A 13,061-nucleotide genomic window follows, 5' to 3' on the forward strand; every position below is an offset into this window, starting at 1 on the left:
TCAGCTCCCCATCCTGGCGATCGTGATGAAGTAGAACAGGACGACCAGAGCCACCAGCACGGCCAGCAGCGCGAGATTGCGACCGCGCCGGGCCCGGTGCATCTCCGACCGCGCCGGCTTCTTGCGCTCGTCCGCCATGCCTCAGATCCCCCGGCCGACGGCGCCGTCGACGAGCAGCATCGCGAACAGCAGGAACAGATAGAGGATCGAGTAGCGGAACAGCTGCCGCGCCGCGCGCTCGCCCGTCTCGCGCCAGACGCGCCATGCGCAGAGCAGGAAGATCGCGCCGAGCAGGGCGGCGACGCCACCATAGAGCCAGCCGGCGAGGCCGACGAGGGCCGGGGCGACCCCGAGAGGCGCCAGGATCAGGCTGTAGATCAGGATCTGCCGCCGGGTCTCCCGGTCGCCTGCGACGACGGGCAGCATCGGTACGCCGGCCCGCGCATAGTCGCCGCTGCGGTACAGCGCCAGCGCCCAGAAGTGCGGCGGCGTCCACATGAAGATCAGGGCGAACAGCAGGATCGATTCCATGCTGATGCTGCCGGTGACGGCGGCCCAACCGACCATCGGCGGGAAGGCGCCGGCCGCGCCGCCGATCACGATGTTCTGCGGCGTGCGCCGCTTCAGCCACATCGTGTAGACGAAGACGTAGAAGGCGATGGTCAGGGCCAGCAGGGCGGCCGCGACGTGATTGACGGCGAGGCCCATCACCGTGACCGAGCCGACCGCCAGCACGATCCCGAAGCCAAGTGCCTCGTTCGGTGCGACGAGACCAGCCGGGATCGGCCGCGACTGGGTGCGGGTCATGACCGCGTCGATGTCGCGGTCGTACCACATGTTGATCGCACCGGACGCGCCGGCGCCGACCGCGACGCACAGGATAGCGGTGAGCGCCAGGACGGGATGCAGGTGCCCCGGCGCCAGCAGCATCCCGGTGAGCGCGGTGAAGACGACGAGCGACATCACCCGCGGCTTCAGCAGTGCCAGCATCGCCGAAACGGGCGGGCCGTCCGTGAGGACGACCCGCTGCTCCGTGACCATTCTCGTACCCGTGTCTGCCAAGATGCCCTCTCCAGCGCCCCTCAGTGCGCCGACCCGGCCTTGATCACCGGCAGTTCGTCGAACGTGTGGAACGGCGGCGGCGAAGCGACGGTCCATTCCAGCGTCGTAGCGCCGGCACCCCACGGATTCGGCTCAGCCTTACGGCCGAACTTGAACGTGTAGATCATGATGCCGACGAAGAGCAGGGCGCCCGCGAAGGAAATGTAGGAGCCGAGCGAAGAGACGAGGTTCCAGCCGGCGAACGCGTCGGGATAGTCGATGTAGCGGCGCGGCATGCCCGACAGGCCCAGGAAGTGCTGCGGGAAGAAGGTCAGGTTGACGCCGATGAACGTCACCCAGAAGTGCACCTTGCCCCAGAACTCCGGATACTGGTGGCCGCTCATCTTGCCGATCCAGTAGTAGATGCCGGCGAAGATGCCGAACACCGCGCCCAGCGACAGCACGTAGTGGAAGTGCGCGACCACGTAGTAGGTGTCGTGCAGCGCCAGGTCCATGCCCGCGTTGGAGAGGACGACGCCGGTGACGCCGCCGACGGTGAACAGGAAGATGAAGCCGATTGCCCAGAGCATCGGCGTGTCGAAGCGGATCGACCCGCCCCACATCGTCGCGATCCAGGAGAAGATCTTCACGCCGGTCGGCACCGCGATGACCATGGTGGCCGCCGTGAAATAGGCCCGCGTGTCGACGTCCAGGCCGACCGTGTACATGTGGTGCGCCCACACGACGAAGCCGACGAAGCCGATCGCGACCATGGCGTAGGCCATGCCGAGATAGCCGAACACCGGCTTGCGCGAGAAGGTCGAGACGATCTGGCTGATGATGCCGAAGGCCGGCAGGATCATGATGTAGACTTCGGGGTGGCCGAAGAACCAGAACAGGTGCTGGAACAGCAGCGGGTCGCCGCCGCCCTCGGGCGAGAAGAAGGCCGTGCCGAAGTTGCGGTCGGTCAGCAGCATCGTGATCGCGCCGCCGAGCACCGGCACCGCCAGCAGCAGCAGGAAGGCGGTGATCAGCATCGACCAGACGAACAGCGGCATCTTGTGCAGGGTCATGCCCGGCGCGCGCATGTTCATGATGGTCGTGATGAAGTTGATCGCACCCAGGATCGACGAGGCACCCGCCAGATGCAGCGCGAAGATGCCCATGTCGACCGCGGGTCCCGGATGGCCCAGCGCGGCGGACAGCGGCGGGTAGATCGTCCAGCCGGTGCCGGCGCCGCCGCCGACGAAGGGCGAGGCGAGCAGCAGCAGGAAGGCCGGGACGATAAGCCAGAAGCTGATGTTGTTCATGCGCGGGAACGCCATGTCCGGCGCGCCGATCATCAGCGGCACGAACCAGTTGCCGAAGCCGCCGATCAGCGCCGGCATCACCACGAAGAAGACCATGATGAGGCCGTGCGCGGTGATCAGCACGTTCCAGAACTGCCCGTCGGCGCCGCCGGCGGCGTCGGTCAGGAACTGGACGCCCGGCTCCTGCAGCTCCATGCGCATGATCACAGAGAACAGCCCGCCGATCAGGCCGGCGATCACCGAGAAGATGAGGTAGAGCGTGCCGATGTCCTTGTGGTTCGTCGAGAAGAACCAGCGGACGAAGAAGCCCGGCTTGTGGTCGTGGTCGTCGTGGGCGTCGTGCCCGTGCGCGGTGTATGCCATCTCTGCAGCCCCGTGTGCTTACCGTGCGCCCGGATCAACCGGGCGCGCCTGCTAGCGTGCGTCCATGCCTCCGGCCGACGCGACGCGCCGTTCCGGCATATCGGCCCTCGCGAACTTCTGCTGGGCGTCGGCCACCCATGCGGCGTAGGCCTCCTTCGATACGGCGTGCACCTCGATCGGCATGTAGGCGTGCCGCACGCCACAGAGTTCGGAGCACTGGCCGTAGTAGACGCCCTCGCGGTCGATCCGTACCCAGGTCTCGTTGAGACGGCCCGGCACGGCGTCGAGCTTCACGCCGAACGACGGCACCGTCCAGGAATGCAGGACGTCCGAGGCCGTGATCAGCAGGCGGATGTTCGTGTCCACCGGCAGCACGATCGGATTGTTCGTCGCGAGGAGGCGCGGCTGCTCCGGCTGGCGCTGATCGTCCTCCAGCATGAGGCTGTCGAACGTGAAGTTGCCGTTGTCCGGATATTCGTAGGACCAGTACCACTGCCGGCCGATCGCCTTCAGCGTCAGCTCCGCCTCGTCCGTACGGTCGAGATAGTAGAGCAGCTTGAAGGAGGGAACGGCGATCACGACCAGGATGATCACCGGAATGCCCGTCCAGAGGACCTCGATCAGCGTGTTGTGCGAGGTCTTGGTCGGTTCCGGGTTCCGCTTCTCGTTGAAGCGGACCATCACATAGATCAGGAGCCCCAACACGAAGAGGGTGATCAGCGTGATGATCACCAGCAGCAGGTTGTGGAAATCCGCGATTCGCTCCGCTTGCGGCGTCGCGGCCGGCTGCAGGCCGAGCTCCCATGGCCGCGGCTGCTGTGCCGATGCTGGACCGGCCAGGACGGCGAGAGCCGCCGTCATCAGGACCGTCCGCAACCGATCCGACTTCCGTAGGATCATCCCCTGCGTACCTCTCGATCGCTTATGGTCTCCAGGGCCGAGGGCGTCACAGCCGCGACCCGGAGTGTTCCAACATACGCCAGCAGACCGCCGTATCCGTGCGACCTGATGTCGCTCGATTGTCCGGTCTTGCCACGCCCCGCCCGCCGTCGCCGGGCCGTTCTCACGGTAGCCCAAACGCAGCGCGCACCTATATAACAGGCAGCCGTTGCGCGCCCAAGCCCGAACCAGACGCCCGTCCGCGGCCGGCTGCCGCGTCGGGGCGGCGACTTCGGCAACGGCGGTATCGTCGCCCGATCTGCACACGACCTGCTCGACCACCTGCACCGATACGGGGACCACATGACCTGGATCAATGCGACCGACGAAATCTTCTTCGGCAATACCGGGCTCGACCGCGACCGCGTGACGCGCATCGTCGCGGAGGCGCTCGACGGTGCCGACGACGGCGAGCTTTTCCTCGAGCACGCCGCGTCCGAGAGCCTCGTCTTCGACGACGGCCGGCTGCGCTCGGCCAGCTTCGACGTCAGCCGCGGCTTCGGTCTGCGTTCCGTCGCGGGCGAGGCCGCCGGCTACGCCCACGCCTCCGACCTCAGCGAGGAAGCGATCCGCCGCGCCGCGGAGACGGTGAAGGCGGTGCATGCCGGCCACGGCGGCACCCTGGCCGAGCCGCCGCAGGCGACGAATCGGGCGCTCTACACCGACGTGAACCCGCTTCAGCAGGTGCCCTTCGAGACGAAGGTCAAGCTGCTGGCGGAGATCGACGCCTATGCGCGCAGCCGCGACCCGCGCGTGCGCCAGGTGTCGGTCTCGCTCGGCGGCGAGTGGCAGGCGGTGCAGATCCTGCGTGCCGATGGTCACCGGGTGGGCGACATCCGTCCGCTGGTGCGCGTCAACGTCTCGGTGACCGTCGCCGACGGCGACAAGATGGAGAGCGGCTCGCACGGCGCCGGCGGCCGGCGCGGCTACGACATGTATATAGATCCCGCGCACTGGCACGCCGCGGTGGACGAGGCGCTGCGCCAAGCGGTGCTGAAGCTCGACGCCGTCGCGGCGCCCGCGGGCGAGATGCCGGTCGTGCTCGGGCCCGGCTGGCCCGGCGTGATGCTGCACGAGGCGGTCGGCCACGGTCTCGAGGGCGACTTCAACCGCAAGAAGACATCGGCCTTCGCAGGCCTGTTCGGCGAGCGGATTGCCGCACCGGGCGTGACCGTGGTGGACGACGGCACCCTGCCCGACCGGCGCGGCTCGATCAGCGTCGACGACGAGGGCACGCCGTCGAACCGGACCGTGCTGATCGAGGACGGGCGCCTCGTCGGCTTCATGCAGGACCGGATGAACGCGCGCCTGATGGGCATGCGGCCGACCGGCAACGGCCGGCGCCAGTCCTTCGCGCACATCCCCATGCCGCGCATGACCAACACCTACATGCTGGGCGGCGACCGCGACCCGGCGGAGATCATCGCCTCGGTGAAGCGCGGCCTCTACGCCGTCAATTTCGGCGGCGGCCAGGTCGACATCACCAGCGGCAAGTTCGTGTTCTCCGCCTCCGAGGCCTACCTGATCGAGGACGGCAAGGTGACCGCCCCGGTCAAGGGCGCCACCCTGATCGGCAACGGCGCAGACGCCCTCACCCGCATCGACATGATCGGCAACGACATGAAGATGGACGAGGGCATCGGCACCTGCGGCAAGGAGGGCCAGGGCGTGCCGGTCGGCGTCGGCCAGCCGACGCTGCGGATCGACAAGCTGACGGTGGGCGGCACGGCCGCATAGGCCGGGCGAGCACGCATGGGCAAGAAGAAGAAGATCGCCTCGCCCTGCATCGGGGTCTGCAAGATCGACCGCGCCAGCGGCTTCTGCGTCGGCTGCGCCCGCACGCCGGCGGAGATCCGCCGCTGGAAGCGCGGCGACGAGGATGAGAAGCGTCTGATTCTCGCCGCACTGGCCGGGCGCATGCCGGCCGCGACCCCGGGCAAGCTGCGCACGCATACCGGCGGCTGCCATTGCGGCAACATCGCCGTGGCCTTCGAGACGCGCCGCAAGCGCAAGGCCCTGCGGCCGCGCGCCTGCCAGTGCGGGTTCTGTCGTGCCCATGGCGCGCGCACCGTCGCCGATCCCGAGGGCGCGCTGCGCGTCGCGGTGGCGGACACGGCGCGGTGCAGCCTCTACCGCTTCGGGCTGCAGACCGCCGATTACCTGATCTGCCGCGACTGCGGGGTATACGTCGCCGCCGTCATGCGCGACGGCGACGCGGCGTGGGCGACGCTGAACATCAACGCCCTCGCGGACGCCGCGAAGTTTCCGAAGAAGACCTTGCCCGTCGACTACGACGCGGAGGACGTCGCCGGCCGGGTCGCACGGCGGCGCACGGCCTGGACGCCGGTCATCGACCTCAGCCTGGGCGGGCGGCGGGAGGCCGCCTGAAGCACGGTCGTGGCGTCGTCCCGGCGCCGTCCTCCCCTTGCCGCCGCGGCGGGGCGCGCTGCATAGTCCCGCCGCCGACCAAGGAGGGACGAACGGATGGCTGACAAGAAACCGGTTCTGGGCTTCATCGGTCTCGGCGTCATGGGCAAGCCCATGTGCCGCAACCTGGCTCTCAAGTCCGGAACGAAGGTGATCGCGGCCGACCTGCGGCCCGAGCCGCTCGCCGAACTGGCCGCGGACGGCGTCGAGGCGGCGCAGTCCATCCCCGACCTCGTCGGCAAGTGCGACATCATCTTCCTGTCGCTGCCCGGCGAGAAGGAGGTGCGGCAGATCTGCCTCGGTGCCGGCGGCCTGATCGAGCATGTCCGCGAGGGCCAGACGGTGGTCGACACGAGCACCGCGCCGGTGACCCTGTCGCAGGAACTCGGCAAGCGCTTCGCCGAGAAGGGCGTCGACTTCGCCGACGCGCCGGTGGCGCGCACGCGCCAGGCGGCGATCGACGGCACGCTGGCGATCACGGTGGGCGGCGACGCCGCCGTTCTGGAGCGCATCCGGCCCTACCTCGCCTGCATGGCGAACGAGATCACCCACTGCGGCGGCCACGGCGCCGGCGAGGCGGTGAAGCTGCTGAACAACATGCTGGTGACGATGACCACGGTGGCGCTCGCCGAGGCGGTCACGGTGGCGCGCGAATCGGGCGTCGTATCCGACAAGGTGCTGTTCGAGGCGATGAGCAAGGGTTCGGCCGACAGCTTCGTGCTGCGCAACCACGGCATGAAGTCGCTGCTGCCGGACGACCACCCGCTGCGCGCCTTCCCGGTCACCTACATGCTGAAGGACCTGAGCTACGCCCTCCAGCTCGCCGAGAATGCCGGCCTCAGCCTGCGCAGCGCCAACGTGGTGAAGGGGCTGCTGGAGCGGACGATCGAACTCGGCCACGGCGAGAAGTACCACACGGCCGTCGTGAAGGCGGTCGAAGAGAAGGCCTGAGGAGACCGGGCCGGGGGCGCCTTCCCGGCCCGCGAACCTCGCCCTTGTGCCCTGCCCTTGCGGCGACGATCATCTGCGCCGACTGCCGCGCGCGCCATGCGCGACCGAGGAGAAGCCGCCAATGGACAAGCCCGAACTGCTGGTGGTCGCCCGCCAGCCCGACTATCTGCTCGACGATCTCGCGAAGGATTTCGTCCTGCACCGCCTCGACGTGGCGGCGGATCCCGACAGGCTGGTCGAGGAGGTCGGCCCACGCATCCGCGGCGCGCTCGCCGGCGGCATGAAGGGTCCGGACGCGGCGCTGATCGCTCGCCTGCCGAAGCTGGAGATCATCTCGTCGAACAGCGTCGGCTACGACGCGACGGACGTGCCGGCGGCGCATGCGCGCAACGTCATCGTGACCCATACGCCGGACGTCCTGACCGACGATGTCGCCGATCTCGCCATGACGCTGATGCTGATGATCGGCCGGCGCATCGGCGAGGCCGAACGCTTCATCCGCGAGGGCCGCTGGCCGCAGGGCCCGATGCCGCTCGCCGTGAAGGTCAGCGGCAAGCGCCTGGGCATCGTCGGCATGGGCCGCATCGGCACCGCCGTGGCGCGCCGCGCCACCGGCTTCGGCATGGATATCGCCTATACCGACATCGTGGTAAAGGGCAACGCGCCCTACGCCTTTGTGCCCAGCCTGCACGACCTCGCCCGGCAGAGCGATTTCCTTCTCGTCTCCTGCGTCGGCGGGCCGACGACGCGCGGACTGATCGATGCCGCCGTGCTCGACGCGCTCGGGCCGAAGAGCTTCCTCGTCAACATCGCCCGCGGCACCATCGTGAACGAGCCGGACCTGGTGAAGGCGCTGAAGGAGAAGCGGATCGCCGGCGCCGGCCTCGACGTCTTCTTCGACGAGCCGCACGCCCCGCCGGAGCTGTTCGAGATGGACAACGTCGTCATCACGCCGCACGTCGCCAGCGCCACCAACGAGACGCGCCGCGCCATGGCCGATCTCGTCGCCGCCAACCTGCGCGCGCACTTCTCCGGCCGCCCGGTACTGACCCCAGTGCCGAAGGGGTGATCCGCAGGATGACGAGGGACAACCTGTCGTGAATTCCACGCCCCCGGTGCCGACAGGACGTCCGCAAGACGATCCGCGGGTGATGGTCCATCTCGCGATGGTCATGCTCGCCAAGGACAAGCCCGACGAGGCTCGCCGGCTGGCCGGAAGGGCGCTCGCCCTCGAGCCGCATTGCGGCGAGATCGTCGCGCGGGCGACCGAGGTCCTCAATCGGGCGGTACCCGACTGGCACTTCTCGATCGTCCGCGACCAGGGCCGGAACGACGCCTATGAGACGGCGCTCGTCCGCATGGTGAAGCCGGACGACCTGGTGCTGGAGATCGGGGCGGGGTCCGGCCTGCTGTCGATGATGGCGGCGCGCGCGGGAGCACGGCGCGTCGTCGCCTGCGAGATGATGCCGGCCGTCGCCGAGGCGGCCGAGATCGTCGTCCGGCACAACGGCCTCTCCGACCGCGTGCGGATCGTCGCGAAGCACTCCAAGGACCTGGCCGTCGGGCCGGACTTGCCCGAGCCGGCGGATCTGCTGGTCCAGGAGATCATCTCGAACGACGTTCTCGGGCAGAGCGTGTCACAGGCGATCGAGGACGCGTCGCGCCGGTTGCTGAAGCCGGGTGCGCGCATGATCCCGGCGGCGGCGACCGTCAGGGTGGCCCTGGCGCAGGATGCGCGGGCCGATCGGCGCAGGACAGGACCGGTGTCCGGCTTCGACCTGTCGCCCTTCAACCGGGTGGCGCCGCCAAGATACAGGCTCTCCGCAGACGACGACCGGCTGACGATGCGTAGCGCGCCGGCCGATCTGGCGACTTACGATTTCCAGGGCGGCGGCCCCTTCCCACGCACCTCGCATCGCGCCGAACTGACCGCCGACGGCGGGCCGGTGACCGGAGTCGTGCAGTGGATGCGGCTGCAGATGGACGACGCCGGGGAGGTCTTCTACGAGAACAGGCCCGGCCCCGGCAGCACCTCCGCCTGGGCGGTGCTGCACCACTGCCTGCCGGAACCCATCGAGAGCCACCCCGGCCAGCGCTTCGCCGTGGTCGGCAGCGACGACCGCAAGCGGCTGCTGATCTGGGCCGATCCGATCGACTGAGGCGGCGTCAGACCATCGGCACGTGCCCCGGCTGCGCCGCCACCCGGTCCAGCCAGGCGCGGACGGCAGGATAGGCGGAAAGGTCGAAGCCGCCCTCGTGCGCGACATGGGTGTAAGCGTAGAGGGCGATGTCGGCGATCGTGTAGCGCCCGCCGGCGAACCAGTCGCGCTTCGAAAGCTCGCCTTCCATGACGCCGAGCGCCGCATAGCCGCCCGGCCGCTTCTCGTCGAGCCTGGCGCGATATTCCTCCGGCTGCTTCAGATAGTGCAGCCAGTAGCGCGAGGTCGCGATGTAGGGCTCGTGGCTGTATTGCTCGAAGAACAGCCACTGCATGACGAAGGCGCGCTGCAGCCGGTCCTCCGGCATCCACGGCGTCCCTTCGGCCAGCCAGCAGAGCATGGCGTTCGACTCGGCCAGATGGACGCCGGGCTCGACCTCGAGCAACGGCACCCGGCCGTTGGGGTTCTTCGCCAGGAAGGCGGGCGTGCGCGTCTCGCCGCCCGGAACGTTCATCTCGACCCACCGGTACGGGATGCCGCGCAGCTCCATCAGCAGCCGCGGCTTATAGCAGTTGCCCGACTGGCGGTCGCCGTAGAGCGTCAGCATCGCACCCCTCCCCTGCGTGATGGAGCGATGCTAGCCGCCGCGGGCCGGGCCGCAAACGAGCGTTGCTAATGCCCCGGATCAAAGCCGCTCATGCGACCGCCGCCTGCCGCTTCAGCCACGCCGCATAGGCGGCGAAGCCCTCGGCCAGGCCGATGCGCGCCGCGAATCCGAGGTCGGCCGCCGCGGCCTCGCAGGCGATCGGGCCCTTGGCGTCCTCGCCCGGGAACGGCCCGGAACCGATCTCGATATCGGCGGCGGGCAGCACCTGCCGGACGATGTCGGCGATCTCCCGCAGGGTGCGATGGCCGCCGGGCCCGATATTGTAGGCGTGGCGCGGCAGCGTCTCGGCGAACAGCGCCCGGACGACGCCTTCGACGATGTCGTCGACATGGATGTACTCGCGCATCGCGTCGCCGCCGTGCGGCAGCCGCGTCGGCACGCCCTTCAATGCATCGGTGAGCATGTCCCGCACCAGGCAGTCGGTCGTGCGCCGCGGGCCATAGACGGTACCGAGGCGCAGCGAGGTGCCCTCGAAGCGCCCGCCCGCCACGTAGCCCCGCATGATCGCCTCGCCCGCCACCTTGCTGGCGCCGTACGGATCGTAGGCGTTGAGCGGTGCGGCCTCGGTCACCGGCCGGTCGACCGGCTGCGGTCCGTAGGCGGCGCGCGACGAGGCGAAGACCACGCGCCGCACGCCGAACCCGGCGGCGGCCGCGCACAGGGTCATCGTGCCCTGGACGTTGACGGTGAAGACGTGGTGCGGCCGGTCGTTCGCCACCATGGGGCCGGAAATGCCGCCGAAATGCGCGATGGTCTCGACGCCGTGAGCCTTCAGCACGCGATAGAACGCATGCACGTCGTTGATGTCTGCCGCGGTCGCCGGAAACGGGGCGTCCTTCGCCGCCACCAGGTCCATGCCGACAACCGCGTGACCTTCCGCCGCCAGCCGGCGGGCCAGAGCGAACCCGACCAGGCCGTTGGCGCCGGTGACGAGGATGCTGCCGCTCATGCCGCCACCTCCCGCTCGGGGTCGACGGCGCAGGGTGCGGCATGCGGCTGGCGGGGATCGTTCGGCACGGGCGTCTCCGGGCTGGTTCTTCGCTCTCCTGGACACAAGATCCATGCCATGCTCGGACGGTCCAAAGCCATGGAGAAGTCGTGACCCAGGGACGCATCCGCCCTTCCGTACCGGACGGAGGGTCGAACGGTGGATTGAACGGCGGCTCCGGCGGCGGCCGCGACAGCCGCGTCGTGATGGCGCACGTCATCTATGCGCTCTACGCCCTCGGCCTGTTCACGGTGCTCGGCACCGCCGTCGTCGGCGTGGTTCTGGCCTATTTCAATCGCGACGCGGGATACGGCACCTGGCTGGCCGGCCATGCGCGCTGGCAGATCCGGACCTTCTGGTTCGGACTGCTGTTTTATACGATCGGTGCGATCACGACGTGGATCCTGATCGGCTGGCCGATCCTTCTGTTCACCACCGTCTGGTTCGTCTGGCGGATAGCCAAAGGGTGGCTGCGCCTGGCGCACGGCGAGCCGATCGGAGGTGCCGTCGAAGTGAGCTGACGCGGGCAGGACCGCGCAAGGAAGCGGCAGGCGCGATATTTGCGCCACTGTGCGCCGGGTCACACCGCGCGAGGGGCTTACCACTTGATAAAGCGTGAGTTTCCGCTCATCTTCGGGATACTTGACTAATGTCGAGTAAATTTTCGGTATCTCCGGGCGCAGGGAGCGAGCGGACGATACCGGGGGGAGTTGGGAAATGATCGTGGAGTGGCTGGAGATCCTGGCCGGCGTGGTCGGCGCCATCGGCGTCATCGCGGCCTTCGTCCTGGGCTATCGCGCGCCACGCGCAACCGAGCCGCAGTTCACGCTTCGCATTCAGCCGCGACCCGTCGCGGACAACACCTACCCGGCCTCGCTGATCGCCAGCAATCCCGGCGACCAGCCGATCATCCTGCGCGCGCTGGTCGTGCAGAACCCGGACCGCGGCCTGTTCTTCGTCACCGACCCGTCGCGCCGCAACGGCCCGGACGGCGGCGAGGTCTCGGACGTGCTGGCGATCGACCTGGAGGTTCTGCCGGAGCGTGCCGCGGAGATCGACTTCTATGTCGGCCGCAGCCCGAAGGGTTCGCGCGAGCTGGCGGTCGACGTGGAGTTCTCCAACATCCGCACGCCCTCCGTCGTCCGCTCCGAACTCCTGCGCGCGGCCTTCCCGCGCGGCAGCCGGGAAGCGTCACACGGGTTCAAAGCCCATCCCGGCACCGCGTGATGCGGGTCCTGCAGATGCGTGCCGTGCCGTTCGTCGTCTACGTCGTCGGCGTATTGCTGGCGCTGGGCGGGGGTCCGTCGACCTGAGCCACCCGTCTGGCGGGAAGAGACGGGTCAGCAACGAAAGAGGGCGGCGCCGCCATGCGGTCGCCGCCCTTCGACCGTCCCGGCCCGAAGCCGGTCAGACGACCGGAGACCGCCCGCCATCGACGTTGATCGCGGTGCCGGTGATGTAGGAGCCCGCGTCGGAAGCCAGGAAGGCCGCCATGTTGGCGAATTCCTCGGACGTGCCGAGCCGGCCCATCGGCACCGCCATCTTCTTCGCGAAGTTCGCGATGAACTCCGGATAGGGCATGTCGGGCGCCTCCTTGGCGTGCCGGCGCGCCCACTGGTCGCTGTCGATGTAGCCGGTGCAGAGCGCGTTCACGAGGACGTTGTGGGGCGCCCCTTCGAACGACAGCGCCTTCGTCATCGCCATGCCCGCCGCCCGGGTGACCGAGGTCGGCGCGGAACCGCCGCCGGGCGCCTTCGCACCGACGTTCAGCACGTTGATGATCCGGCCCCACTGCCGCTCGCGCATGCCCGGCAGCGCCAGCCTGATCAGACGGATCGCCGCGAACAGCTTCAGGTCGAAATCGGCCTGCCACACATCGTCGGTGATGTCGTCGAACTTGCCGGTCTGCGACGTGCCGGCATTGTTCACCAGGATGTCGATCTTGCCGAGCGCCGCCGCCGCGGCGTCGAACGTCGCCTTGACCTGGGCCGCGTCGCGCACGTCGCAGGCGAGCCCCACGACCTTGCGGCCCGGGGCATAGGCCTCGATCTCGGACTTGGCCGCGTCCAGCCGTTCCTGCCGCCGCGCCACGATTGCGATGTCCGCTCCGCATTCGGCGAAACGCTTCGCCATCGCCTTGCCCAGGCCCATGCTGCCGCCGGTGATCAGCGCCGCGCGGCCGTCCATCCTGAGTTCCATGTTCCGCCCCTTCTCCT

Annotated in this window: 14 protein-coding genes; 7 read left to right on the top strand and 7 right to left on the bottom strand. The window is 68.9% G+C overall.

Annotated elements, in window-relative coordinates:
- The 4 genes from ABIE65_RS02210 to coxB are packed head-to-tail and all read right to left on the bottom strand — an operon-like array spanning position 1 to position 3,575.
- Positions 1 to 138, bottom strand: a complete 138-nt coding sequence (locus ABIE65_RS02210) for a cytochrome c oxidase system small membrane protein (RefSeq protein WP_354075228.1) — start codon at positions 136 to 138, stop codon at positions 1 to 3.
- Positions 139 to 141: 3 nt separating this feature from the next.
- Complete coding sequence (locus tag ABIE65_RS02215) at positions 142 to 1,041, bottom strand: heme o synthase (protein WP_354075694.1); 900 nt, start codon at positions 1,039 to 1,041, stop codon at positions 142 to 144.
- 41 nt (positions 1,042 to 1,082) lie between these two features.
- Positions 1,083 to 2,714, bottom strand: a complete 1,632-nt coding sequence (gene ctaD / locus ABIE65_RS02220; protein ID WP_354075229.1) for a cytochrome c oxidase subunit I — start codon at positions 2,712 to 2,714, stop codon at positions 1,083 to 1,085.
- Positions 2,715 to 2,765: 51 nt separating this feature from the next.
- A complete protein-coding gene (gene coxB / locus ABIE65_RS02225) occupies positions 2,766 to 3,575 on the bottom strand; it encodes a cytochrome c oxidase subunit II (RefSeq protein WP_354075230.1) in 810 nt (269 codons plus the stop codon).
- 381 nt (positions 3,576 to 3,956) lie between these two features.
- On the opposite strand from coxB, the gene tldD reads away from it, so the two are divergent.
- The 5 genes from tldD (at position 3,957) to ABIE65_RS02250 (ending at position 9,190) form a co-directional block, all read left to right on the top strand.
- The gene (gene tldD, locus ABIE65_RS02230) at positions 3,957 to 5,390 is read left to right on the top strand and encodes a metalloprotease TldD (protein ID WP_354075231.1); all 1,434 of its coding nucleotides are present in this window, start codon (positions 3,957 to 3,959) and stop codon (positions 5,388 to 5,390) included.
- Between the two features lie 15 nt (positions 5,391 to 5,405).
- Complete coding sequence (locus ABIE65_RS02235) at positions 5,406 to 6,041, top strand: DUF1289 domain-containing protein (RefSeq protein ID WP_354075232.1); 636 nt, start codon at positions 5,406 to 5,408, stop codon at positions 6,039 to 6,041.
- Positions 6,042 to 6,137: 96 nt separating this feature from the next.
- The gene (locus ABIE65_RS02240; RefSeq protein ID WP_354075234.1) at positions 6,138 to 7,031 is read left to right on the top strand and encodes an NAD(P)-dependent oxidoreductase; all 894 of its coding nucleotides are present in this window, start codon (positions 6,138 to 6,140) and stop codon (positions 7,029 to 7,031) included.
- 121 nt (positions 7,032 to 7,152) lie between these two features.
- Positions 7,153 to 8,100, top strand: a complete 948-nt coding sequence (locus tag ABIE65_RS02245) for a 2-hydroxyacid dehydrogenase (RefSeq protein WP_354075235.1) — start codon at positions 7,153 to 7,155, stop codon at positions 8,098 to 8,100.
- Positions 8,101 to 8,128: 28 nt separating this feature from the next.
- On the top strand, positions 8,129 to 9,190 hold the full coding sequence (locus ABIE65_RS02250) for a 50S ribosomal protein L11 methyltransferase (RefSeq protein ID WP_354075236.1): 1,062 nt from the start codon (positions 8,129 to 8,131) through the stop codon (positions 9,188 to 9,190).
- A gap of 7 nt (positions 9,191 to 9,197) precedes the next feature.
- On the opposite strand, the gene ABIE65_RS02255 is transcribed toward ABIE65_RS02250, so the two are convergent.
- Positions 9,198 to 9,797 carry a glutathione S-transferase family protein gene (locus tag ABIE65_RS02255; RefSeq protein WP_354075237.1) on the bottom strand — a complete coding sequence of 200 codons (600 nt, stop codon included), beginning with the start codon at positions 9,795 to 9,797 and terminating at the stop codon, positions 9,198 to 9,200.
- Positions 9,798 to 9,885: 88 nt separating this feature from the next.
- Positions 9,886 to 10,806, bottom strand: a complete 921-nt coding sequence (locus ABIE65_RS02260) for an NAD-dependent epimerase/dehydratase family protein (protein ID WP_354075238.1) — start codon at positions 10,804 to 10,806, stop codon at positions 9,886 to 9,888.
- Positions 10,807 to 10,955: 149 nt separating this feature from the next.
- Here ABIE65_RS02260 and ABIE65_RS02265 point away from each other — a divergent pair, with 149 nt between their 5' ends.
- Positions 10,956 to 11,366, top strand: a complete 411-nt coding sequence (locus tag ABIE65_RS02265) for a DUF4870 family protein (RefSeq protein WP_354075239.1) — start codon at positions 10,956 to 10,958, stop codon at positions 11,364 to 11,366.
- A 196-nt stretch (positions 11,367 to 11,562) separates the two neighbouring features.
- Positions 11,563 to 12,072: a hypothetical protein gene (locus ABIE65_RS02270; RefSeq protein WP_354075240.1), complete on the top strand. Its 510-nt coding sequence runs from the start codon at positions 11,563 to 11,565 to the stop codon at positions 12,070 to 12,072.
- A 180-nt stretch (positions 12,073 to 12,252) separates the two neighbouring features.
- Here the strand turns inward: ABIE65_RS02270 and ABIE65_RS02275 are convergent, their stop codons facing one another.
- Positions 12,253 to 13,044, bottom strand: a complete 792-nt coding sequence (locus ABIE65_RS02275) for an SDR family oxidoreductase (RefSeq protein WP_354075241.1) — start codon at positions 13,042 to 13,044, stop codon at positions 12,253 to 12,255.
- Between the last annotated feature and the right edge of the window lie 17 nt (positions 13,045 to 13,061).

Origin of the sequence: Constrictibacter sp. MBR-5, assembly GCF_040549485.1 — a bacterium.
Classification (GTDB): Bacteria; Pseudomonadota; Alphaproteobacteria; order JAJUGE01; family JAJUGE01; genus Constrictibacter.

Excerpts from the sequence above, each read along its gene's own strand:
- ABIE65_RS02210 (WP_354075228.1), bottom strand. The coding sequence starts at position 138 with ATGGCGGACGAGCGCAAGAAGCCGGCGCGGTCGGAGATGCACCGGGCC.
- ABIE65_RS02215 (WP_354075694.1), bottom strand. The coding sequence starts at position 1,041 with ATGGTCACGGAGCAGCGGGTCGTCCTCACGGACGGCCCGCCCGTTTCG.
- ctaD (WP_354075229.1), bottom strand. The coding sequence starts at position 2,714 with ATGGCATACACCGCGCACGGGCACGACGCCCACGACGACCACGACCAC.
- coxB (WP_354075230.1), bottom strand. The coding sequence starts at position 3,575 with ATGACGGCGGCTCTCGCCGTCCTGGCCGGTCCAGCATCGGCACAGCAG.
- tldD (WP_354075231.1), top strand. The coding sequence starts at position 3,957 with ATGACCTGGATCAATGCGACCGACGAAATCTTCTTCGGCAATACCGGG.
- ABIE65_RS02235 (WP_354075232.1), top strand. The coding sequence starts at position 5,406 with ATGGGCAAGAAGAAGAAGATCGCCTCGCCCTGCATCGGGGTCTGCAAG.
- ABIE65_RS02240 (WP_354075234.1), top strand. The coding sequence starts at position 6,138 with ATGGCTGACAAGAAACCGGTTCTGGGCTTCATCGGTCTCGGCGTCATG.
- ABIE65_RS02245 (WP_354075235.1), top strand. The coding sequence starts at position 7,153 with ATGGACAAGCCCGAACTGCTGGTGGTCGCCCGCCAGCCCGACTATCTG.
- ABIE65_RS02255 (WP_354075237.1), bottom strand. The coding sequence starts at position 9,797 with ATGCTGACGCTCTACGGCGACCGCCAGTCGGGCAACTGCTATAAGCCG.
- ABIE65_RS02260 (WP_354075238.1), bottom strand. The coding sequence starts at position 10,806 with ATGAGCGGCAGCATCCTCGTCACCGGCGCCAACGGCCTGGTCGGGTTC.
- ABIE65_RS02270 (WP_354075240.1), top strand. The coding sequence starts at position 11,563 with ATGATCGTGGAGTGGCTGGAGATCCTGGCCGGCGTGGTCGGCGCCATC.
- ABIE65_RS02275 (WP_354075241.1), bottom strand. The coding sequence starts at position 13,044 with ATGGAACTCAGGATGGACGGCCGCGCGGCGCTGATCACCGGCGGCAGC.